This is a genomic window from Arthrobacter sp. Soil_N43, from assembly GCF_057655195.1.
In genome coordinates this window covers 31,000-52,975 of the sequence record NZ_JBDGML010000059.1, presented here as the reverse complement: position 1 = coordinate 52,975, position 21,976 = coordinate 31,000, and the positions used below count along the sequence as shown (strand labels likewise).

The window sequence follows — 21,976 nt, the reverse complement described above, 5'->3', positions numbered from 1 at the left end:
ACTACTATCCCCGAAACTACAATTACGACGGGGAGCAGAATAAGGAAATAGGGATCTAATCTATGCCGGCCAAGAAACCTTTTATCGCTTGGCGGAAAGTAGCGGCCCGATATGGATCGCCGCATTTTGCCACCTCCTTTCGGTTCCATGATTGAAGTTCAAACTCATGTAACCCGCGGAGAATACCGCGGGGCGAAGACTCATCGTAAAGAATTCCAGATTTACCATGTGTCACGGTGTCAAGCGCACCACCGCCTCTGAAAGCAACTACGGGCGTGCCGGTCGAGATAGCCTCAGTGGCCACCATGCCGAAATCATCCTCACTCGGCATTATGACGGCAGACGCACGCCGAAAAATCTCCGCGAGAGCCTCCGAACTAGCTGGACCCACGAATTTTACGTTGCGAGGTGCTCTGGCTTCCAACGCTTGCCGATCTCGCCCATCGCCGACGACAGTGAGCGTTCGGCCTGGGGACTCTGAAAATGCATCGATCAGAATGCCGAGCTTCTTGTAGGGTTCAACGATCCGACCAGCCCACACGTAGTCCTTATGATCAGCTGTGGGTACATAAGACGGATAGAAGAAGTCCTCGACAGGGGGAGGGATAATCTCAGAGTCACGGCCGTAATAGCGACGAATACGGCCTTGAACGGCCCTACTAGTCGATATGAAGTGGTCCGTTGAGCGAACAGAACGGCGATCAAGGCCGCGTATTAGAGGTGCGGCACCGAATCGCCAGGCAGCTCCAACTGCTTTACCCATAGATCTGGAATACTCTTCCACCCCGCTCCATGCCTGGCGTAACGGCGAATGACAGTAAACGACCTTGGTACCTTCGCTTCTCACCATGTGGGAAAATCCATAGGAAGACGCCAACAAATTGCCATCAACTCTTGAGCTAATAAGCGCATTTAGCGCATGCATGACGGCTAAGGGTCGGTAATTTTCTTCATTGACCCAGCTGGGGGATAAGAATTCGTAGCATTCACCGATTCCCATCCGCTCAACGGTTTCAACATTCCCAGCCAGAATTTTTACTTTCTCTGTTCCGACAGCGGCGTGCAACTGCGCGGTCACACGTTCAGCGCCACCAAAATGATAAGCAAAATCATGGGAAATAGTCCAAGTAGAGTTCACTGTCCAACCAACCAGTCATGAATAACAGTATGCGGAGCCCCTTGGGTCCAACGATCGGCGTTTGCTTGAAATAGATCCGTTCCGCTTCGTCTAGCAAGTTGGGGATCCATCAACAAAGCTCGGGACGCCTCTACAAGACTGGCCTCATCGTCATGTTCATCCAGCGGAAGAACATCTCGTAATGATCCCAAGGCAGCACGCGTTCCCAATACGGGCAGCCCAATTGAGGCCGCTTCGAGTATCTTCACGCGGACGCCTCCACCAGTCTGCACCGGGGCAATCAACGCCCGCGCACTAGACAAAAGTCCATCCAAATCTGACACGAAATTCATGTCCTGAACACCGGGCGGCAGTTGTCTAGGCCGAGTCCTCCCGGCAGGCTTACCGACAAGCACAAGACGGGCATTGGGAATTCCCGCTGAAATGAGAGGCCACAATTTCAACGTGCGTTCGGCTGCGTCTTCGTTGGGAGGCCAAGTACGATCTCCGAGAAACACAAGGGTCGGGGGCGTCAAGGAACGATCAGATGCCACCTTAGGCGCTAGCGTCAAATTAAGCCAATAGGGTTTCGCCGCTCGCGAACTCAGCACCTCTCCCCGATCGAAGTAGGCAGTCGATCGCGCCAGCCTTGCAATGCGATTTTCATCATTGACAAGTCGGCGATGTTCAAATTGCATGAGTTTCGGTCGGGTATTTTTCCACACGTCTGCTTCAGAAACGTGACTATTGACCATCAGCGATTCCCGCGCTTCACCAGGTCTCGCGGTAAGGAATGATTCAGCCATGTACGTGTGCTCCGCGACGAATCGATCTGCTTTTGATTCGGCAATAGCGCTCTCAAGTCCTGGCGTCTCAAAACGACAGTGAATCAGACTCTTCTGAGTTCGAATACTTCTAGCTAACAATGAAACATTGTTCAGCGGCGGCTTCGCCGTCCGCCTGATGCCGTCATCACAGATGTGAGAGTTGGGGCTCAAAGCTATGCCCCCGACGGCGAAGCTTTCCTGGGCCAGTGACATTACGAGCTTAGTCATGGCCACGTCACCGCCATGCTCGGTGGCGGGATCCTTAGATAAGAGAAAGTCGACCTTCAATTAACGCCACTTCCCTTACTTACGAGTTCCAGCTCAATGGTCTCGCAATAACTGTCCAATATTTGCATTTCTTTCTCGGTGACTGCAGGCAGTAAGCATGCCTCGACAATCTTGGAACCAAGTGAAAGAGATTCAGCAGCATCAAAGGATTCTTCGTCCACCACAAAACATTGAGGAAGCATAGACAAGGCTTCGCGTACTTTGTGCGATCGACTGACAGCAACGACACGACTGCCTGCTATGGCACCCAGCACGCCCGCGTGCAATCTATACCCGCCGACCACGCTTGCTTCTTGCAAGACGGCGTAAAGGTCCCGATAGTTCTCCGGGCGGATCACAGAGACACGGTTCGAAGCAAGGCCCTGCTGGATGGCGCACAGTGACCGGTAATCATCTAAAGCTGGAACCGAGCTGGTCTGCATAGCAACGAGCACGACGTCCTTGTCTGTTTTCTGCAAGACCTCTGCTACAGCGACTCGAATGACTTCCTCTCGAGTCGATCTGAACGATTCATTTTCGATTGCGATCGTGAACACCACACGTTGTCTTGCTGCCGAGGGACTTGCAGCCGGCAGGTGTCGTCGCGCCAACCATCCAATGTCTGGAATCACCTCAGCAGTGCCACCTATGCGTTCAATATTCGTCTTAGATGGCCGGTCCCTAACGGAAACGGACCGAGCCAGGCCTAACGCGACACGGGCCAACATTGCCCCGAGCTTCGTCTTGAAGCCCTCTACGCCGATCCCAATGAATGAGTGCTCTATCCCCTTCAGACGGAGTGCAATGGCTAGTGACGCAAAGTGAATCAAGAAACCGTGCCCAAAATGATCGTTAAGAAGACCTCCTCCCACGATGAGGAGCCGGTCACGCCTACGCAAATTCGCGACTATCGCTCGTCGTCCGTGAACCGAGTCTTTCGCGAAAGGAAAAAACTCACCAGCGAACACCTTGGGTCGCAGACCCGCAGATTCGAGTGATCTACGGGCGAGATCGCCCAGCATATCGTCCCCGAGATTCCCATTCCCATAGGCACCCAACAACCATACGGTCCCAGCATTCTTCATCATACGATTTCCCTGGTTCTTGAGCCGATATATGCAGAGACATTTTTGTGCGCTCTTAAATAGACAAGACATAGAAGAGCCTCGCTAATGACGGCCGCCACGGCGGCACCAATGCTGCCTTGCGACACAAAGACAAGCACCAAGCAGAAATCCACCAGTGTTGTGGCAACAGTCGCCAACGTGCGTGTCACGTCCTTCCGCGCCACAGTTAGAGCAACAGTACATACATGATTTACCGCTCTGAGGACTACGAACAGGGACAAGACGGTTAGAGTCGGGCCGAGGGGGTCCATCATCCCCAACCAAGTCAACAGAAGGCCTCCGAGCAGCACGATGGAACCTATGCCAATGGCCGGGGGCACAACACGCACAAGACGAGCGCCAGGCCCACCCGCCCGCAACTCTCTAACGTGAGTGTTCGCGTGATTCAGAAACAATCCGGCTGCAGACCACGCGATAAGCGAGGCAATTGAATAGGTTCCCGCCGCTTCGTCGCCAGCCACGATCCCGAGGACCAATACGTCACCTTGCGCGTATCCGGCGCCGGCCAGCGCCCCGAAGCTGAGCAGGACGGATTCTCGGGCCTTCCCCGGCAACCGCGGGAGGGCGAAGCCATATCGCAAGGCGGCAACGAGAACTGCACCCAAATACGCTCCGGCATATAGAAGCGAGGCCATTTCGACACTTGGATCCGCTGATAGGACCAGGTACGCGCCGCCAACAGCAATGCTTAGAGCCTGTCTAACGAGATCCAGAAGCATCACTCGGTCCACTAGACCACCACGAACTGAGTGCGACTTAAGCGCATTCAATGCTATTTCTCCGCCGGCAATGACTATAGCAAACCCAATAATATAGTTGACCTGAATAAGGCTTAAGCCAGCCAGAATCAAGCCCACGCTAAAAGATGTGCGTACCCGTCGCTCCCGCTCAAAAGCACGCTCGGAGATTCGAATCGATCTGACAAGAAAAGGGTTGTCAATTACGCCGACAAATATTCCGGAGGCCGCAAAAGCCATTGCGTATCGACCGTAATCGCCCACATCCAGTTGGGCCACCACCACGACTGTCCAACCCAAGCCCAGGAAGCGTCCGAGATACATCCAGCCGGAGGCCCAAAGGGCGGTTAGTATTTTGGACTCACGCCGGAGATTTCGAAGCAACTTTTCCCCAACGTTCCTTGAAAGGCGTCACGGCTTCGGCCAGTGACCGAGAAGCCTGCAACAAGGTTGCCTGTTCTCCAAGGAGTCTCAGAGTAGCGTCGTCGGTCACAGTAGCGAATGTGAGATCTGACAAGAGCTGGACATCGTTTGGTGCCGTGACGAGCCCGCCATCTCGCGAAGCCTCCGATAGCGTGCCCGACTCGGAAGCAACAACCGGAGTTCCGTAGGCAAAGGCCCTAGCAGCCACTCCGGAGACCGAAAGGATTTCGCCGTATCGGCTCGTATTTGCGTACGGCAAAAGTATGGCCCTCACCGAGTTGAAGAAGTCATCCTCGGCCGCGCCATCGACGCCGCCCAAGATGGTCACCCCAGGTACCGGTGCTAACTTCTCTGTGCCGCGCCCGGCAACAACAATGTCAACTTGGTCCGGAAGAACTCTCCGAAGTTCTACGAGTCTGTCGAAGCCCTTGCCTTTGTATGCATGACCAAAGAGTCCAATGGCCAACGGCCGCTGAACTGCTGGCGATAATTTCGGTCGTGAAGGCACGTAGTGCCGGGCACTGAGCACTTCGCAGCCTGGAAACTTTTGCTGCAATCCGGTCTTGCCCAGATCACTCAGAGCGATAAGTACCGTATTCCTCAACACTCGTCGCTCAATAGCCGCACTCAGCCTACGCAATGGGAAGTGCAGTCCATGATTAATCCATCTGTTCTTGGCTATCATTTTTGACCTAAAAGGCCACCACACACTAAAGGGCGGATCGTGGACTGTGGCCGTCGTGAGTGATGCTCTTTGCCCCGCTAATAGCCAAAAGGGGGCTAAGGAGCCAGCAGACAATTCAAAGTGCAGGACGACGGGTCGTCCGTCGCCTCTCGCTTGCTTCAGTACGCGCTTGAGACGTAGGCGGTCCTTTACCAGGTCAAGGATCCCCACCTGCCCAGGGCCACCGGTACGAATTTCGTGAAAGCTCTGGAAGCCTTTGGCCGCCTCCGACACGAAGTCTTCAGCGTAATCGCCGACTCCACCCGAGTTTGCGCGTGGCGCAACGACTACCAGTGTCGCAGGAACCTGTTCAAGGTCGTGGTTGGTGTCATCCTGTGTCGATATCACGGTCACCCTAGTAAAATAGCGGCCGGTAGGCGGGATCATAATCGAGTTCGGCCTCTCGATTACCGACCTTCTGAGCTGGATTTCCCACCACGATTTCCTGAGGGAGGACATCTTTCCGGACCAAGGAGCAGGCGCCGACGACCGCTCGGTCACCAATGGAGACACCGGGGAGTACCGTCACACGACTCGCGAGCCATACATAGGAACCGATGTTCACCGGCTTCATGTATGCAGCGAAACTCGGGGAATGGACCTCGTGCGCGGCAGTGATGATCTGAGTGTCGCTCGCAATGACCGTCCTGTCGCCGATAACCAGGCCGCCGCGTGAGTCCAACATGCAACGGAATCCTACCGAGACGCTGTCACCTACTTCCAGAGAGTCAGCCGCAAGCACAGTTGTCCCACGAAAGATCGACGTCGACTGGCCAATCTTCGCCCCAGCTAATCGTAGGACTGATAGGCGGACGGTGTGAGACGGAAAGTGCGTGAAAACGAGGTTGTAGGCCACCTCCGTCAATCTTCTTAACTTTCTGACTGCAACCTTTGGCATGGTGAACCCTTTCAAGCACTGCTGGCTTTCGACAACATCGAACCAGCCGAAGCGGTATTGGCTAATTTGAGCGGAAACGCTGAGGTGCACGTTCGTTGCCGGGCAGCATAAGTTCCCCAAATTCTGAGGGCTGGAGATTGGCTTTACCGGACAATCGCCTGCTTCCAGGCGAAACCACATCGTGCTGGCTCAACTGAGGCTCTGTCTGGCGAACCAACTTGCGGCTTTCGTACCTGTAGTAGCCCCCATACGCATAAGCATCTGGACCCTTGGCAGGGATTCGGTTCAAAACTAATCCAAGTACTTCAGCTTCAACCATTTCGAGGGCCGTGAGCGACTTTTCCAATTCCGCTTGGCGGACACCTTGCATCCCAACGACAACGACGACGCCGCCGACCAGCTGAGAGAGCACCGCTCCGTCAGTCACGGGAAGTAGCGGCGGTGCGTCTATTATGACGGCGTCAAATGTCGCCTCCAACTTTTCCAGTAGCCGACGCATCTGATCCGAGCCCAAGAGTTCGCTCGGATTCGGCGGAATCTGACCGGAAGTTAGAACGTAAAGGTCATGCGCTCCCCAGCTTTGCAGGAGGTCCTCGACATCAGCTTGACCAATAAGCGCGGTTGTGAGCCCAACCGTCCTATCAAGTCCCAAGTAGTCCCCAACCATGGGCCGCCTCAGGTCTGCATCTATCAACACAACGGACTGCCCCGACTGCGCCATAGAGATGGCCAAGTTCGTAGCGGTCGTACTCTTACCCTCCCCTGGAAGCGACGAAGTGATGAGCACGGTCTTGCTCTTGTTGCTTATATGGGCAAATTGGAGGTTCGTACGCAACTGACGAAACGACTCCGCTCGTGGACTCAGTGCTTCGACGTGGGTGATAAGAGGCTTCTTAATGGCGTCTGCATCGAAGGTGATACCTCCGAGGATTGGCGTTGACGTTACACTGCGTACGTCGACTTCACCGCGGATCTTATTGTCCAAGATGGTTCTGAGTACTGAAGCGGCAATACCTGAGACAAGTCCCACAGCAAAGCCTAAGATCAGATTCAGCTTAGTGTTGGGCGACGTCGGCGCCTCGGGTGCTGTTGCTGGAGTGACGACGGAAAGTCGCACTGGCGACTGCCCGCCACTCTGCGGCTTCTCCAGGCTGTCAACAGCCTTTACCAAGCTGTCTGCGACAGCGGCGGCGATTGCGGCGGACTGCACCGGCGAGTTGTCATTGACCGAAATCGTGATGAGCACGGTATTAAGGTCAGAACTGGCCTTTATTTCATTAGCCAGTTCGATCGCTGTCATGTTCAACCCGAGCTTTTCAATTACGGGGTCGAGAACGGCTGGCGTCGTCACTGTTTTGACGTAGGACTGGACGCGCGCCTGGCTGAAGGTGTTTCCCTGCTGTAGCTCGGTTACACTGCCAGAACTCTGGATGGCAACAAAAAGTTGCGTCGTCGATGAATAGCTTGGTTTTGCCAAAAGGGACGCTGTTCCGCCAGCTATTAAACCGGCGAGAGCCAGCACCACGATCATGATCCAGTTGCGTCTGAGCAACCGAAGGTAGTCACGTATTTCCAAACTCCGAAGTCCCCCCTTGGGCTTGTGCCGAGACCCGCCCGAGGCACGTCAGCAGAACGGCAATATTCGTGCGGTCATAACTATACTAGACGCTCAGACCCTGCCTGATTGCCCTTGGCCCTTCTCTTCAGTGCTCAATGCAAGCTGGCACATGAAGGTCCCCGCGCCGCATCAATTGCCAACGAGCGGTCCTCTGCAGGCCCAAGATAATCCAATTCCTAAGGGGACTGCTCGCGGGCGCCAGCTACACTGCAGCTATCGCTGATCAGCCCCATGGCCACTCACTCGCTCCTAGCTACTAATGACGGTCAAGAACGCCCACTGGAATGTGACGACGACCCGGATCGGTCGTGTCGAAAGAACCTGTAATCTGATGACGATCAGAGTCGGGAACTAGCGGGGGTAATTGGGGGAGTTCATGGGGCGCACTCTTGACTGGCGACTCAAGTACTCACGACGCATCGCCGTTGTGGACGCTGCAGTCATTGTTTGGGCGGTTGCTGGCGCTTACATCATTCGGTTCGGCCTGGAGACAGAGCAACGTGCGTCAGACGGAGATTCAATGTATGTCTGGATCTCCGGGGCGCTGGTCATTGGCTGGTGGCTAATGTTGGCGGCCTGGAACAGCCGGCAAAGCCACATCTTGGGAGCTGGGACCGAGGAATACAAGAGAGTGGCTGCCGCCTCCCTGTGGTTATTCGGGCTGGTGGCTATATTTTCTTACGTATCGCGGATTGACACGGCACGCGGCTATGTCGGTGTCGCACTACCGGCGGGCTTGCTCGGGCTGCTCCTAGCCCGTTGGCTAATGAGGCAGCACCTAAGCGTTGACCGGCAAAATGGCAATAGCATGTCTCGACTGATGCTTATCGGCGGAGCCAGTGCCGTGGCCCACCTGTCTTCCAGCCTGGCTCGGGCAAAACACGCAGGATATCTACCCATTGCCGCTTACATTCCCGGTACCGTCCATACGGAACCGAATGAACCCGTGTCCGGTCTCCCAATTTTGGGCCACGCCCCTTCTGCGTCTGCGATTATGGCTGCTATCGACGTGTGTGAGGCGGACGCCGTGGCCGTGTCTGCCGGCGTTCAGCTTCATCCGCAGACTCTGCGTCACCTCGGCTGGGAACTGGCGGCGCGCAACGTCGGACTCATCATGGCACCGGCCCTCACAGATATCGCTGGACCGCGGATCCACACGCAACAGGTCGCGGGATTGCCCCTGATACACGTCACGACTCCGACTCTCGAGGGCGGCCAGCGTGTTGCCAAACGCCTATTTGACGTAGTCGTGTCGGGGTTGCTTATAGTCGCCGCTTCGCCGCTGATGGCGATAATAGCAATCGTGGTGAAGGCAGATAGTCGGGGACCCGCCCTTTTCAGACAGGAACGAGTGGGCATCGAGGGACGCACCTTCAAGATGCTGAAGTTTCGGTCGATGGTCGTCGATGCCGAGGCCCGCCTTGCCGATCTAGAACATCGAAACGAAGGGCACGGGGTTTTGTTCAAAATCAAGAACGATCCACGCGTCACGCGTGTCGGTGGCTTTCTCCGAAAACTAAGCCTGGATGAGCTGCCCCAGCTATTCAACATTTTCGGAGGCTCCATGAGCCTCGTAGGCCCCCGCCCGCCCTTGGCCAGAGAAGTAGCAGAATATGAGCACGACGTACGACGCCGACTGTTGGTAAAGCCCGGCCTGACCGGGCTCTGGCAAGTGAGCGGCCGTTCCAATCTCTCATGGCAAGACTCAGTTCGCTTGGACCTTTACTACGTCGAGAATTGGTCGCTAGCCGGTGATTTTGTAATCCTTCTCCGCACAGTTCGAGCGGTTTTCCGTAGCACGGGCGCATATTAGCCGCCGCAACCATCTTCGAAGAGGTTATTTGTGTCCATGACTGACTTACCCGCATCGCCCCGGGGAAACCGAACCGGGTCATCAAATGACACCCCAAGCCGTTCTCGGCGGTTGTTTCGGTCCCGGGTCGTTGCCGTTGCCGTCTGGCTGGGTGTTGCGGCAGTCCTCCTTTTTGGAGCCGCAGGCTGGCTGGGTATCAAGGCAAGCGTCGTCAAATCTGAACTGGACGCTGCAGCAAAGATATTGCCTCAGCTCAAAAAGTCCATCTTGGACAAGAAGAATCAGGCTGCCACCCAAGATGTCGAGGAGATGGCAGCCCATACGGCGAAGGCGCGGAGTGCGACTGAAGATCCGCTCTGGATACTAGCCGCGGCACTGCCCTGGATCGGACCAAATTTTAGCGCGACTTCGGAAGTTGCTCGCGCCGCAGACGACGTGGTGACCCTGGGAGCTAAGCCTCTTGCAGGAGTCTACGCACTAATGGAGTGGGACAGTCTTTTCCCTAGCAGCGCAGGCATGGACCTTGGTCGCCTTCAACGTGCGTCACCGGACGTCACGTCCGCAGCTCACGCCGTGGCCGTATCTGCGGATCGACTGCAGAATATCGACAAAACTGCATTGTTCCCGCAGGTTGCTGAACCTTTAGCAAACGCGTACAACGAGCTACGAGCGGTGTCGGCCACTTTGGAAGGCTCGGCCGACGCAGTACAGCTTGCCCCTGGCATGTTAGGGGCTTCAACGCCACGAAACTATCTCCTGCTCATCCAGAACAATGCCGAGACTCGAGCCACTGGGGGAATACCTGGTGCCTTGGCTGTGATGAAGGTAGATCACGGGCAGGTGTCCCTCGATCGACAGACGAGCGCAACCGAGCTGGGGGCCATGGCTCCAACCATTCCGATCGAACCCGAACAACGCCAGATTTATTCGGGCCGCGTCGGCAAATACATGCAGGACGTCAATCTCACGCCAGACTTTCCGACGTCGGCGAGTGCTGCATTGGCCATGTGGCAGCAAAAGACCGGTGAACGTCTCGACGGTGTTGTTTCGATTGACCCTGTTGCGTTGAGCTACCTGCTGAGCGCCACCGGCCCTGTAACTTTGTCCGATCCGCAAGTGCAAGACTTGGTGAGCGGCGCATTGCCAACCGAACTGACTCAAGCAAACGTAGTAAAGACGCTACTTTCCGACGTTTACGCAGAGGTACCCGAACCCAGGATGCAAGACTTGTACTTTGCAAGCGTCGCTAAGGAGATATTTGGGACGTTGTCGTCTGGCAAGAACGACAACGTAAAGCTGATGGAAGGCATTTTCAGAGGGGTCGACGAAGGCAGGATTTTCGTCTGGTCGGCTGCATCCGCCGAACAATCCGTAATCGCTAAATATCCCCTCGGTGGCTCGATCTCTGCCAGCAGCAACTCGCCAGCGCAATTCGGCGCATACTTCAATGATGGTACGGGCGCAAAGATGGACTTCTACGTCAAGCGGACTGCGCAACTAATAAAGGAATGCACCACAGACGGCTACGCCCAAGTCAAGGTGCGCATCACCAGCACCAACACAGCGCCCAAGGACGCGGCTACATCCCTTCCCGAATACGTGACCGGTGGAGGTGCATTCGGCGTTCCTGCGGGCAGCGTTCAGACGAACATCATCGCGTATGGACCCGTGCAGTCAAATGTAGAAACAGTCTTTGTGGCCGGTAAGAAGACAGAATTTGCCTCTCATAGACACAGTGGTCGCCCGGTAGGAATGGTCACCATGCAGCTCGCTCCCGGCCAAAGCAGCACCGTCGAGTTCAATTTCGACAAGATAGTGCAGCACGCAGAGCCAAGCCTGTCGGTCACGCCAACCGTCCAGGGGCTCAAGGAGGTCGTTTTGAGCACGATTTCCGAGAAGTGCGTTCCGGCTCCATAGCCAACTCATTAACAGTTTGTAAAGTGTCTGGATTCACTTTGGATGCACCCATACCGGGATGCTAATCTTTGGTGGGCAGGACAACGAGATTCACCCCACGGTCACATGGGGATGGGGAATCTCCACAATAATGTGACATCCGTGTTATAAGGTCTCAGGGGGACATAAATGAAGAAGTCTATTGCTGCGCTCACGCTCGCAGGAACTATCGCACTGACCGGCACCGCGCCGGCCATGGCCGCCAACTACCCGGCACCGCCCGCCAATGCTGCTGTTTCTGACGGCGTGGTTGGACCCGGCGAAGCCTTCACTTTCTCCGGCCGGGGCTTCCTCGCTGGTGAACAGCTCATCATCCGCGTAACGCCAGGCACGCCTCCGGCATCCAACGGCGCAAGCATCGCCAACGGTAGCCGTAGTGTGCCCAGCAAGATCAACGTCGTTATGGCGGCACAGGAGTTCCGCACCACAGCTGACGCCGCTGGCGCCTTCGCATACCCGCTGACCATCAGCGATTCTGGCGTCTACACGCTGACTGCTACGGGTGTCACCTCGGGCAAGGTCGCAACCCAGACCATCACCGTTGCCGGGACCGCAGCTGGCTCGTCCAGCACCGATGGTAGCGGTGCTGGCCTGGCTAACACCGGCGGCACAGGGCTCGCCAACACCGGTGCCGACTCCAGCCTCATTCTGTGGTCGCTCGTCGGTGGCGGCGCACTGGCAGCGGGTGCTGCTTCGGTGGTAGTCGTTCGCCGCCGTGCCAACGCTGAGGCCTCTGCCTAAGCATTAGGCTCTAACGCTCTAAAAGAGGCGGGTGCTTCTCTGGAAATCAGAGAAGCACCCGCCTCTTTGTATGTCGTCAACTACGCAACAGAAAAGAGCCCGGTGCAATTCGCTCCGGGCTCTTCAAGCAGAATCAGTCAATCAGCCGTTGAACTCTTTCATCCAGGACTTCAGGTCCTCACCAAATTCAGCACGTTCGGAGGCCAGCGTGATCACCGCTTTGAGGTAGCTCAGCTTGTCGCCGGTGTCGTAGCGGCGGCCGCGGAAGACAACGCCATAAACTCCTGAGCCCTCCCCCTCCCCCGCGGTAAGCGTCTGCAGGGCGTCGGTCAGCTGAATTTCGCCGCCTCGTCCGGGTTCCGTCTCTTCCAGAACCTCGAACACTGCCGGGTGCAGCACGTAGCGCCCGATGACAGCCAGGTTGGACGGCGCCTCGTTCACAGAGGGCTTCTCCACCAGACTATTGACCCGAACAAAGTCCTCGCCCTCAATCGCGGAGATGTCAGCGCAGCCGTAGGCGCTGATCTGCGACGGCTCCACCTCGATCAGGGCAATCACCGAGCCGCCGGTTTTCGCTTGGACGTCCATCATCGTGGTCAGAAGCTCGTCCCGCTCGTCGATAAGGTCATCACCCAGCAGGACAGCGAACGGCTCGTCCCCCACGTGCTGTCGCCCGCACAGAACAGCGTGCCCGAGCCCCTTCGGCTCACCCTGACGGACGTAATGGATGGGCCCGAGGCCCGACGCGTGTTGGACGGCGTCCAACCGCGCCTGATCACCCTTTAGTTCCAGCGTGCGCTCCAGAGCAGGCGCGCGGTCAAAGTGATCCTCTAAGGCCCGCTTGTTGCGGCCGGTGATCATCAGAACGTCAGTGAGGCCGGCCGACACCGCTTCCTCAACGACGAACTGGATGGCCGGGGCATCCACTACCGGCAGCATCTCCTTCGGCATCGCCTTGGTGGCTGGCAGGAAGCGGGTGCCCAAGCCGGCCGCGGGAATGACGGCCTTACGAACTGATTTCCCCAATGTTTTCATGAACGAACCCTATAAATTGACTTGCCGAATACAAAATTTCGGTTCGCTGATTTCGACGCGGACAAAGAAGTCCCGTAGCTTTTCCTTATGGGTAAATGGGAGGACGTAGACGCCGTAAGCGTGGCGCGGAGCCTCTTGGCCATCTACCTCTCCGGCCTGGCCCTAGTGGCGTATTGGCCCTCCCCCGTTGACCGGCCGGTTGCGGGGAAGCTGCAGGCAGTGCTCTTTGCTCTCCACACGGCCGGTCTCCCTCAACTGGTCAACTACAACTTCGTAGAGTTCTCGTCCAACATCCTGATGTTCGCGCCGATCGGAGTGCTGGCAGCGTTGGCTTTCCCGGCACTCCATCGCGGACGGATCATCATGGCTGCCTTCCTGGCGTCCTGCTGCATGGAGGCCGGCCAGCTGCTGTTCCTGCACGACCGGTTCCCGAGCGCCATGGATCTTGTGGCCAATACCAGCGGCGCGATGCTGGGGCTTTGGATGTTGAGCCAGGTGGAGGAGCGGTTTCGACAGGCTCAACCAGCACTGCCGCCGAAACCTGACCGGCCTCCGAGGATTGGTTTCGACTAGCTCAACCACCGGGGCTCAATCACCAGCGAAGTTGGGTTCGCGCTTCTCCTGAAACGCGCGGAAGCCCTCGGCGTAGTCGTCGCTCTTGCACAGCCTCGCCTGCTCGGCGTTCTCCTCCTGCATGGACGCCCACAGACCGAGGCGCTGGTCGCGGATGTGCGCCACCAGCTCTTTGCTCGCCTTGAAGGCACCTGTTGCACCGGTGGCAACCTTAGCGACTATGGCTCGGGTCGACTCCAGCAGCTCACCGGCCGGCATTGCCCGGCTAAACATCCCCTGAGCCACCGCCTCGGTCCCAGACATCAGCTCCGCCGTGTAGATCAGGTCCAAGGTCCTGTGCATGCCGAGCCGCTCCGTGAAGTACCAGTGCCCGCCGGAGTCGAGCGTGGCGCCAAGCTTGGCGAACGGCGAGCCGAACTTCGCGTTCTCCGCCACGTACACCACGTCCGTGGCCAGCAGCAGCCCCAGCCCTACGCCAAGGCACGCGCCCTGGGCCGCGGCGAAGGTGGGCGCCGGGAAGGACGCCATCTTCTGCAGCAGCGGCTGCACCAGCCCGGCCAGGTACGCCTCGGCATCGTCGCTCTCCGGCGTGACGCCGGCGATGTCCCGGCCTGCGCAGAAGGCGCGACCCTCTCCCCTGAGCAGCAGTGCCCGCACCTCACCCCGCGAGGCGGCGGCAGCGGCGTCGTCGTACGCCTGGGTTAAATCCGCCAGGGCCTGCTCGTCAAGGGAGTTCAGCTTGTGCGGGGCGTTGAGGACGACTTCGGCGACGCCGTTGTCGATGGAGAGGGAGATCATTGTTTCCTTCTTTCGGGTTTCGGCAAGCTCGGTTTCGACAGGCTCAACCACCAGTATTCGGTTTCGACAGGCTCAATCACCGGGGTTTCGACAGGCTCAACCACCGGATTTCGACAAGCTCAATCACCGGCGTTACACGTCGAAGTCGACCGTGACTTCCTTGCTGGTGGGGTGCGACTGGCAGGTCAGGACGTAGCCCTTGTCCAGCTCATCCTGCTCCAGCGCGTAGTTTTCGTCCATGGTGACGCTGCCGGTGACCACCTTGGCGCGGCACGTGCCGCACACTCCCCCGGCGCACGCGAACGGCACGTCCGGGCGGACGCGCAGCGCCGCGTTGAGGATCGATTCGCGGGCGTGCGTGGGGCTGGCCACATCGCCCTGCAGGCCGTCCAGCTTGAACGTGATCTTGTAGGTCTCCTTGGACTCGTCCTCGATGACGGGACGGCCGGCGTTGCCCTCGGGCCGGTCCGGCTTGCCAGAGGTGAACAGCTCGAAGCGGATGTGCTCGGGCTTCACGCCACGCTCGGCCAAGGTGTCCCGGCACAGCTGCACCAGCTCGAACGGCCCGCACAGGAACCACTCGTCCACATCGTCCGCGTGGAGGGCGGTGCCCAGCAGCGCCCGCAGCTTCTCGGCGTCGATCCGGCCGCTCAGCAGCGGCGCGATCCGCTGCTCGCGGGACAGCACATGGTGCAGGGCCAGGCGCGACGGGTACTTGTCCTTCAGGTCCGCGAGCTCCTCCAGGAACATCACGTCCATGGCGGCCTTGTTGGCGTAGATCAGGTCAAAGCGGGTGTCCGGGTTCGCGGCCAGCAGCGTCCGCGCGATCGCGATCACCGGCGTAATGCCCGACCCCGCGGCGATCGCCACGAACGTCCCCGGCTCACCCGCCAGCTCGCTTGCCATCTCCTGCGGGCGGTTCATGGAGCTCATCACGTTCTGCTCCACGGCCTGGCCGTCGCGGCCGTGCTTGGAGACGAACGCACCCATCGGGCTCATCACGTCCAGCGTGTCCCCGGCCTTCAGCTCGGCGTTCGCCCACGTGGAGAACAGCCCGCCCAGGTCCTTCTTGATGGCCACGCGGATCTCGCTGCTGCCGTCCTCGAAGCTGCGCGGCTCGGCGCAGATGGAGTAGCTGCGGCGGATCTCCTTCGGCTCGCCGGTCTCGTCCGGCAGCGTGGTGCGCAGGGCCACGTACTGACCCGGCAGGTAGTCGAAGTGGCCGGCCAGCTCGGCCGGCACCGCGAAGGTCACCTCGATGGCGTCCTCGGTGAGCCGGCGCACCTCCGCGACGGTGAGGGTATGGAAGGACGGACGACGGCGGCCGGTGGCCTGCGCCGTTTCGGCGGCAGTCTGGCGGACAACAGGCATGGGAGTTTCCTTACAGGACTTTGAAGTAGTCGAACGGTTCCTTGCAGTCCTGGCAGACGTACAGCGCCTTGCAGGAGGTGGAACCGAAACGGGTGAGTTCCTTGGTGTTCAGCGACGAGCACTGCGGGCATTTCACGGCCAGGCTCAGGCGGACCGGGCCGTTGTGGCCCAGGGCAGCGCGGCCGCTGGGAGGGGCGATGCCGTACTCCTGCAGCTTGGCCTTGCCGGCGTCCGTCATCCAGTCCGTGGTCCAGGCCGGGGCGAGCACCAGCTCAACGTGGACGCTGGGGTAGCCCTCCTTGTGGAAGGCGGCCTTAAGGTCGTCCCGGATGGCGTCCATCGCGGGGCAGCCCGAGTAGGTCGGCGTGATGGTGACCTGCACAGCGGGCACCATCCCGCCGTCGTCGAACAGCCGCACCGCGCGCAGGATGCCCAGGTCCTCGATGGTGAGGACGGGGATCTCCGGATCGCACACTGTGGCGGCGATGGCCCAGGCCTTCTGATCGGCGGTGACCTCCGCGTGCCGGGTGCCCGGTTCCTGAACGTACACGGCCGTCACCAGCTTGCTCCGGGATGCTCGCGGGCCAGCACCTGCATCTCGGCCAGGATGTAGCCCAGGTGTTCGGAGTGCTTGCCGCGGCGGCCACCGCCGGGCGCTGCCGGAACGTTGGGAACCTCCAGCTCCGCTTCCGCGAAGACCTCTCCGGTGAGGCGGTCAAAGTCAGCCCTCAGGCTGGAAGGCTCGACGGCGGTGCCGGCCTCAGCCAGGCGGGAGGTCAGCTCGTCGTCCACGAAGAGCTCCCCAACGTACGGCCAGATAAGCCGCAGGCCGTGGATGATGCGGCGCCGGGATTCCTCGGTGCCCTGGGCCAGCCGGAGGATCCACTGGGCGCTGTGGTCGCGGTGGTAGTCCACCTCCTTGACGGCCTTGGCGGAGATCGCGGCGAGCGTGGCGTCGGTGGACTGGGTCAGCCTGCGGTACAGCTCGAACTGGTAGTAGCTCACCACGAACTGGCGCGCGATGGTGACGGCGAAGTCCCCGTTGGGCTGCTCGAACAGGTGGGCGGAGCGGAACTCATGCTCGCGGCGGAAGTAGGCGAGCTCGTCCTCGCTCTTATCCCACGCTCCCCCGGCGTAGCTGAGGAAGGACCGGGCGTGGCCCAGCTGGTCCAGGGCGATGTTGCCCAGAGCCACGTCCTCCTCCAGCTCCGGCGCTCGGGAAATCCAGTGGCCCAGGCGCTGGGCCAGGATGAGGGCGTCGTCGCCCAGGCGCAGCGCGTACTCGGCCGCGTCCTCGGACGGCTTCACCAGGCCGGTGCGGACCTCGAGTGCGATGTCCTCCGGGCGGAGTGCGTTGCCCGGCGTGATGCGGGTGGCGCTGGCCGATGAGTCGCCGCTGCCGGCGACGCCGACGGAGATGTCGCCGTGGCCTTCGGTATCAGGGGCCACGCCGGCGAGGGACCCGCTGCGAGCTTGCGAGCTGTGGGAGCCGGTGGGGATCACAGGTGCTTCACTCCTTCGCTCTTGGTGTAGTACGTGGCGTGGCGGTAGTCCTTGCCCTGCGGGGATTCGAAGAAGGAACCCTTGGCGTCGGGGTCGCTGGCGGCGATGGCGTCCGCGGGGACCACCCAGATGGACACGCCCTCGTTGCGGCGGGTGTAGAGGTCGCGGGCGTTGCGCAGGGCCATGGCGGCATCCGGCGCGTGCAGGCTGCCGGCGTGGACGTGGCTGAGCCCGCGGCTGGACCGGACAAAGACCTCCCACAGCGGCCAAACGCTGCGGGGGGCACTGCTCTCACTGCTTGTTTCCGGGCCTGCCGGGACCTTGGCCGCGGTGCTTTCTACTGCTCCACCGGAGCTGGCCGGTACTTCCGGGTTGCCGTGCGGGCTCATGCTGCGAATTCCTTTTCTGCGTGCTTGCGTGCCTGTTTTGCCGCATAGGCGGCCGCCGCCTCTCGGACCCAGGCGCCGTCGTCGTGCGCTTCCCGGCGGCGTTCCAGCCGCTGGGCGTTGCAAGGGCCGCGGCCGGCGAGGACTTCCTTGAACTCTTCCCAGTCCAGCGGGCCGTGCTCCCACTTCCTGGTCTCCTCGTTGAAGCGGACTTCGCTGTCCGGGAGGGTGAGGCCGAGGACCCTGACCTGTTCCACCATCATGCCGACGAAACGGCTGCGCAGTTCGTCGTTGCTGAAGCGCTTGATGTTCCAGGCCATGGACTGCTTGGAGTTGGGCGAATCGTCGTCCGGCGGGCCGAACATCATCAGGGCCGGGGCGTACCAGCGGTTCACGGCGTCCTGGGCCATCTGCTTCTGTGCGGGCGTGCCGTTGGAGAGTTCCAGCAGGATCTCGAAACCCTGGCGCTGGTGGAAGGACTCTTCCTTGCAGATGCGGACCATGGCGCGGCCGTACGGTCCGTACGACGCGCGGCACAGCGGCACCTGGTTGCAGATGGCGGCACCGTCAACCAGCCAGCCGATCGCACCCATGTCGGCCCAGGTCAGGGCCGGGTAGTTGAAGATCGAGGAGTAGCGGGCCTTGCCGGCGATGAGGTCGTCCATCATCATGTCGCGGCTCTGGCCCAGCGTCTCGGCGGCGGAGTAGAGGTACAGCCCGTGGCCTGCCTCGTCCTGGACCTTGGCCATGAGGATGGCCTTGCGCTTCAGGCTCGGGGCGCGGGAGATCCAGTTGGCCTCCGGCTGCATCCCGATAATCTCGGAGTGCGCGTGCTGCGAGATCTGGCGCAGCAGGGTCTTGCGGTACGCCGCAGGCATCCAGTCCTTCGGCTCGATCCGGGAGTCCTCGGCCATGACGCGGTCAAAGTACGCCTGCCCCTCCGCCTCGAGCTGTGCCGTCTGGTCCTGTGCTTCGCCGGCCCCGGGGACCGCCGGCTGGTCAGGCACTGACTGCAGATTCTGCGATGCCATGGTTGCTCCTATGCATTCACGTCCGTACTCGGAAATTATTTACCGACCGTTCGTTCAGGATATGCGGAAGCCGAGGAGGGCGTCAAGGACAGCGGGCACCAAGCACAGGGAGAAGGAACCACTCAGCGGTAGGACACCGGCAGGTCGGGGTCGAGGGCGGCGGAGTCGAGTGCCTCCACGGCGGCGAGGTCCGGCCCAGGGACAGCGCCGCCGCCCGGTTCCCCGTTCACCCGTGGGGCAATTTCCTGGCTCATATCGTTGACCGCCCGCCAAAACCTGGGGTCATGCCAGTAACCGGTGTGGCTCAGGACCGGAGGACGCGGCTGGCCGAACACGAACCTGTGGGTCGCAGGATCGACCAGGCGCACGTCGATGTTCCGGACCTCCCAGCCGTCCGTCACAACAGGCCCGCCAATGTAGTCCGTGGCGTAGTAGACATTGCGCCACCGGACCTGGGCAGTTCCGCCTCTGCCCCGGGCCAGGTTCTGCAGGAGCTCATCGCTGAGCAGCGCGGGAAAGGCCCACCGGTACAGCTTTGCCAGAGGCGAACCCAGAGTTACCAGCCCGACGGCGGGGTCCTCCGGTGAGCGTTTAGACTCGCGTGCCAGCACGGCGGCTGCGAGCGCGCTCCCCTGGGAGTGGGCCACCAACACCACCGGACCCTCGAAATCATGCAACCACCAAATGCGGCGCGTCAGCTCCGGCACTGCCCGCTCGGTGTACGACGGCGGCGCGAACGGGTGGAAGGAACGCGGAAAGAAGGTCCCCACGTCAAACGCTGACATCAGCGCCTTCCGTACCTTCTCCCGCCGGAACATTGCCCTGACCACCGCCCCGTACAGCAAAGGCAACAGCACACTTACCGACGTCGTCAGCCCTATGACCCAGGGAGGAGGAACATAGACCCTGGTGATGAAGAGGGCCACGGCGACGGTGCCCCCCACAGCGATTCCGATCGTCAGCACGGCTGCAGCGGCGGGAGCCCACTTACCAATAAGGTGAGCCCGGGCCACGCCCCGCACCCATGCAGTTGGACGCGGGCTGCTGCTGCTTCTTGCAGCGTTCTGTGACTGAACGTTGTCAATTCTGTCTCCAGAAAAAACCGCATCGAACGCAGAGACATCCCATGCGGCTCTGCGCTCTGCGGACGATCCCTCCCAGAATTCCTGATGAGCGAACCGCACTCCCGCGCGGCTCTCTTCCAACTCGTAGTCATCTTTCAACCGCTGCATGACTTTCCGGGCCGTCATTCTCGATCCCCAGACCAGCGCGAGCAGGACGATGATGCCGAAAAGTGCAAGCACAATGATCAGCGCGAGTGACAGCGCCGCGGTGACCTGAATGATGGGACCGGGGACCCACAAGATTGAACCCGAGCCGTCTCCTGCCGCTGGTTCCGCGCCGCCTCCTGAGAGCAGGGACTCGACATCGTGTGGCCCGTACCCGTACCTGACCTCGCCCAGGCCCTGGATCACCAGCGCCATCAGTGACAGCAGCACGGCATTGGCAACAATGACGGCCACAACATTCAAGACCAGGGGAGCCGCGAACGGGAACACTTTGAATGAACCGTTTGCCTGTTCTCGCGCCCGCCTCAGGCGATGGGTAGCATGCTGCGTCTCCCTCCACGCTTTACGCCAACGGGCGCCCCAGGCATACACGAGGTGGGCGCCCAATAGGACCAGCAGAAACAGGACAAACATCCACACCACGGTGACCGACGAGCCGAGCCCTGGCAGCACCCCCGCGGGCTGAGCCGAGACCCCTGTTCCACCCTGGGCAGCAGATCCGCTCTGGGCAGGCGTGAATCCGGGAAGCAGCCATGCAGCAATGAATGCGAGCAGCAGGATGAGCCAGGAAACCATGAGCGCGGCCCTGGCACAGTCCTCGCGCACGTTGTCCCACCGGAGCATCAGGGACACAGCAATCAGGATGGCAACCGAGGCGGCGACGGCAAACAGGGCGCTCCCGGCAGCATCAGCACTGGAAAGGGGCCGGTACTCTGCGAGCTTGAACACGCCCCACCCCAGAAGCCCGGTGGTTACCGCCAGGAAGGCCGCGAGGTGCAGGTCCGACAGCTGCTGATGCCACCGGCGGCCCGACCAGAAGTCCACGTGCCGCAGCCCTCCCTTCTGCGCGGCCGCGCACATGCTGCTGGGAGCAGGCAGGGAGTCTTCCGGAGTCGGCGGTTCCACGCGCTCATAGCTGTTACGGGACCTGAGTGACAAAAGGTAAAAAAGAACGGCAATGGCAACGGGCCCGGAAATACCCACGGCGAGCCGCATGCCCGGACGCTCTGGTGCCAGTGTGGCCAGCCACGGAATGAAGCCCAGCCGGGCGCGGCAGGCGTCCAGCCCCAGGCATTGGTAGGCGATCACGTCAAAGCTAAGGATGGACACCATCACCGCGCTGCTGAGCGTCAACGCCAACGCTGCCAGCCGGGCCAGCCACCGGAAAGACGGCGTGGTCGGCTCTGCGGATCCTTCATGCTCGCCGGACTTCACGGACCGGCGTGCCATCCATCCCGCCATATTTGCCAGCATCGACGGCAGCAAGGCCGTCCACAGGACACGAAGGGGTGAGTGTGATGTCAGCCCTCCCCATGAGTAAGCCTCGCGATGCCGTCCCCCATCGTCCGTTGTCCGGTAGAAACCCGCAATCTTGTCACCCGCCACCTTCTTCGGGTGCATATCGACGAGGATTTCTTCCGGTGGCGTTCCGCCCACCCCATGCACGCGTATTTCCGTCAGAATGCCGGAATTCTTCCGGGATTGCTGCGCTGAGTTGACGTTCTCACTCATCACTTACCCTTATCTGTCATCCGTGAGGGGCCAAGTGCTGTTGCTTGAGGCAAATCTTCGACCTCAAAGATTGTCTTGTCCAGAGACTCAACGCTTCGCGGAAAAGCAAACAACCCGACCCCTAACTGCCGTTCCTTGACAGCAGAAGGCAGGTAACAGCAGAAGGCAGTCCTGCTGAAGTAGCCAGACTGGCAACGTGACCACAACCTCCCCCGATCCGCGCCGTCCGC

19 protein-coding genes are annotated in these 21,976 nt (G+C 60.0%); 4 read left to right on the top strand and 15 right to left on the bottom strand.

Features of this window, described 5'->3' with window-relative positions:
• Positions 1–55: 55 nt before the first annotated feature.
• The 7 genes from AC3A3W_RS05070 to AC3A3W_RS05040 form a co-directional block, all read right to left on the bottom strand.
• Complete coding sequence (locus AC3A3W_RS05070; RefSeq protein ID WP_487440847.1) at positions 56–1,138, bottom strand: glycosyltransferase; 1,083 nt, start codon at positions 1,136–1,138, stop codon at positions 56–58.
• A complete protein-coding gene (locus tag AC3A3W_RS05065; RefSeq protein WP_487440845.1) occupies positions 1,135–2,172 on the bottom strand; it encodes a glycosyltransferase family 4 protein in 1,038 nt (345 codons plus the stop codon). The genes AC3A3W_RS05070 and AC3A3W_RS05065 overlap by 4 nt, the downstream gene beginning before the upstream one ends.
• A 56-nt stretch (positions 2,173–2,228) precedes the next feature.
• Positions 2,229–3,299, bottom strand: coding sequence for a polysaccharide pyruvyl transferase family protein (locus tag AC3A3W_RS05060; protein ID WP_487440844.1), 1,071 nt, complete (start codon positions 3,297–3,299; stop codon positions 2,229–2,231).
• On the bottom strand, positions 3,296–4,354 hold the full coding sequence (locus AC3A3W_RS05055) for a polysaccharide biosynthesis protein (protein WP_487440842.1): 1,059 nt from the start codon (positions 4,352–4,354) through the stop codon (positions 3,296–3,298). Before AC3A3W_RS05055 ends, AC3A3W_RS05060 begins: the two co-directional genes overlap by 4 nt.
• Before the next feature lie 82 nt (positions 4,355–4,436).
• Positions 4,437–5,183 (bottom strand): glycosyltransferase, encoded by a 747-nt coding sequence (locus AC3A3W_RS05050; RefSeq protein WP_487440841.1) that lies wholly within the window; start codon positions 5,181–5,183, stop codon positions 4,437–4,439.
• Between the two features lie 394 nt (positions 5,184–5,577).
• Positions 5,578–5,907, bottom strand: a complete 330-nt coding sequence (locus AC3A3W_RS05045) for an acyltransferase (protein WP_487440840.1) — start codon at positions 5,905–5,907, stop codon at positions 5,578–5,580.
• 274 nt (positions 5,908–6,181) lie between these two features.
• Positions 6,182–7,696 carry a tyrosine-protein kinase domain-containing protein gene (locus AC3A3W_RS05040; RefSeq protein ID WP_487440838.1) on the bottom strand — a complete coding sequence of 505 codons (1,515 nt, stop codon included), beginning with the start codon at positions 7,694–7,696 and terminating at the stop codon, positions 6,182–6,184.
• Positions 7,697–8,114: 418 nt separating this feature from the next.
• Between AC3A3W_RS05040 and AC3A3W_RS05035 the strand changes: the two genes are divergently transcribed.
• From AC3A3W_RS05035 to AC3A3W_RS05025, 3 genes are all read left to right on the top strand, one after another.
• Positions 8,115–9,551, top strand: a complete 1,437-nt coding sequence (locus AC3A3W_RS05035) for a sugar transferase (RefSeq protein WP_487440837.1) — start codon at positions 8,115–8,117, stop codon at positions 9,549–9,551.
• A 36-nt stretch (positions 9,552–9,587) separates the two neighbouring features.
• Positions 9,588–11,468: a DUF4012 domain-containing protein gene (locus AC3A3W_RS05030; RefSeq protein ID WP_487440835.1), complete on the top strand. Its 1,881-nt coding sequence runs from the start codon at positions 9,588–9,590 to the stop codon at positions 11,466–11,468.
• Between the two features lie 168 nt (positions 11,469–11,636).
• The gene (locus AC3A3W_RS05025; protein ID WP_487440834.1) at positions 11,637–12,248 is read left to right on the top strand and encodes an LPXTG cell wall anchor domain-containing protein; all 612 of its coding nucleotides are present in this window, start codon (positions 11,637–11,639) and stop codon (positions 12,246–12,248) included.
• 141 nt (positions 12,249–12,389) lie between these two features.
• On the opposite strand, the gene galU is transcribed toward AC3A3W_RS05025, so the two are convergent.
• The gene (gene galU, locus AC3A3W_RS05020) at positions 12,390–13,283 is read right to left on the bottom strand and encodes a UTP--glucose-1-phosphate uridylyltransferase GalU (protein WP_487440832.1); all 894 of its coding nucleotides are present in this window, start codon (positions 13,281–13,283) and stop codon (positions 12,390–12,392) included.
• 87 nt (positions 13,284–13,370) lie between these two features.
• Between galU and AC3A3W_RS05015 the strand changes: the two genes are divergently transcribed.
• Positions 13,371–13,856, top strand: a complete 486-nt coding sequence (locus AC3A3W_RS05015; RefSeq protein WP_487440830.1) for a VanZ family protein — start codon at positions 13,371–13,373, stop codon at positions 13,854–13,856.
• Between the two features lie 15 nt (positions 13,857–13,871).
• Here AC3A3W_RS05015 and AC3A3W_RS05010 read toward each other — a convergent pair whose 3' ends face one another.
• The 7 genes from AC3A3W_RS05010 to AC3A3W_RS04980 form a co-directional block, all read right to left on the bottom strand.
• Positions 13,872–14,654: an enoyl-CoA hydratase/isomerase family protein gene (locus AC3A3W_RS05010; protein WP_487440856.1), complete on the bottom strand. Its 783-nt coding sequence runs from the start codon at positions 14,652–14,654 to the stop codon at positions 13,872–13,874.
• A gap of 132 nt (positions 14,655–14,786) precedes the next feature.
• Positions 14,787–16,025, bottom strand: a complete 1,239-nt coding sequence (paaE, locus tag AC3A3W_RS05005) for a 1,2-phenylacetyl-CoA epoxidase subunit PaaE (protein ID WP_487440829.1) — start codon at positions 16,023–16,025, stop codon at positions 14,787–14,789.
• 10 nt (positions 16,026–16,035) lie between these two features.
• The gene (paaD, locus tag AC3A3W_RS05000) at positions 16,036–16,584 is read right to left on the bottom strand and encodes a 1,2-phenylacetyl-CoA epoxidase subunit PaaD (protein ID WP_487440827.1); all 549 of its coding nucleotides are present in this window, start codon (positions 16,582–16,584) and stop codon (positions 16,036–16,038) included.
• Positions 16,581–17,474, bottom strand: a complete 894-nt coding sequence (gene paaC / locus AC3A3W_RS04995; protein WP_487440855.1) for a 1,2-phenylacetyl-CoA epoxidase subunit PaaC — start codon at positions 17,472–17,474, stop codon at positions 16,581–16,583. Before paaC ends, paaD begins: the two co-directional genes overlap by 4 nt.
• A gap of 50 nt (positions 17,475–17,524) precedes the next feature.
• Positions 17,525–17,917 carry a 1,2-phenylacetyl-CoA epoxidase subunit PaaB gene (gene paaB, locus AC3A3W_RS04990; protein ID WP_487440825.1) on the bottom strand — a complete coding sequence of 131 codons (393 nt, stop codon included), beginning with the start codon at positions 17,915–17,917 and terminating at the stop codon, positions 17,525–17,527.
• A complete protein-coding gene (paaA, locus tag AC3A3W_RS04985) occupies positions 17,914–18,945 on the bottom strand; it encodes a 1,2-phenylacetyl-CoA epoxidase subunit PaaA (protein ID WP_487440824.1) in 1,032 nt (343 codons plus the stop codon). The genes paaB and paaA overlap by 4 nt, the downstream gene beginning before the upstream one ends.
• A 122-nt stretch (positions 18,946–19,067) precedes the next feature.
• Positions 19,068–21,746 (bottom strand): hypothetical protein, encoded by a 2,679-nt coding sequence (locus AC3A3W_RS04980; RefSeq protein WP_487440823.1) that lies wholly within the window; start codon positions 21,744–21,746, stop codon positions 19,068–19,070.
• Between the last annotated feature and the right edge of the window lie 230 nt (positions 21,747–21,976).

What these genes read in the sequence shown, in the direction of transcription:
- AC3A3W_RS05065 (WP_487440845.1), bottom strand. Translation starts at nt 2,172, where the DNA reads ATGACTAAGCTCGTAATGTCACTGGCCCAGGAAAGCTTCGCCGTCGGG.
- AC3A3W_RS05060 (WP_487440844.1), bottom strand. Translation starts at nt 3,299, where the DNA reads ATGATGAAGAATGCTGGGACCGTATGGTTGTTGGGTGCCTATGGGAAT.
- AC3A3W_RS05050 (WP_487440841.1), bottom strand. Translation starts at nt 5,183, where the DNA reads ATGATAGCCAAGAACAGATGGATTAATCATGGACTGCACTTCCCATTG.
- AC3A3W_RS05045 (WP_487440840.1), bottom strand. Translation starts at nt 5,907, where the DNA reads ATGTTGGACTCACGCGGCGGCCTGGTTATCGGCGACAGGACGGTCATT.
- AC3A3W_RS05035 (WP_487440837.1), top strand. Translation starts at nt 8,115, where the DNA reads ATGGGGCGCACTCTTGACTGGCGACTCAAGTACTCACGACGCATCGCC.
- AC3A3W_RS05030 (WP_487440835.1), top strand. Translation starts at nt 9,588, where the DNA reads ATGACTGACTTACCCGCATCGCCCCGGGGAAACCGAACCGGGTCATCA.
- AC3A3W_RS05025 (WP_487440834.1), top strand. Translation starts at nt 11,637, where the DNA reads ATGAAGAAGTCTATTGCTGCGCTCACGCTCGCAGGAACTATCGCACTG.
- galU (WP_487440832.1), bottom strand. Translation starts at nt 13,283, where the DNA reads ATGAAAACATTGGGGAAATCAGTTCGTAAGGCCGTCATTCCCGCGGCC.
- AC3A3W_RS05015 (WP_487440830.1), top strand. Translation starts at nt 13,371, where the DNA reads ATGGGTAAATGGGAGGACGTAGACGCCGTAAGCGTGGCGCGGAGCCTC.
- AC3A3W_RS05010 (WP_487440856.1), bottom strand. Translation starts at nt 14,654, where the DNA reads ATGATCTCCCTCTCCATCGACAACGGCGTCGCCGAAGTCGTCCTCAAC.
- paaE (WP_487440829.1), bottom strand. Translation starts at nt 16,025, where the DNA reads ATGCCTGTTGTCCGCCAGACTGCCGCCGAAACGGCGCAGGCCACCGGC.
- paaB (WP_487440825.1), bottom strand. Translation starts at nt 17,917, where the DNA reads ATGAGCCCGCACGGCAACCCGGAAGTACCGGCCAGCTCCGGTGGAGCA.
- paaA (WP_487440824.1), bottom strand. Translation starts at nt 18,945, where the DNA reads ATGGCATCGCAGAATCTGCAGTCAGTGCCTGACCAGCCGGCGGTCCCC.
- AC3A3W_RS04980 (WP_487440823.1), bottom strand. Translation starts at nt 21,746, where the DNA reads ATGAGTGAGAACGTCAACTCAGCGCAGCAATCCCGGAAGAATTCCGGC.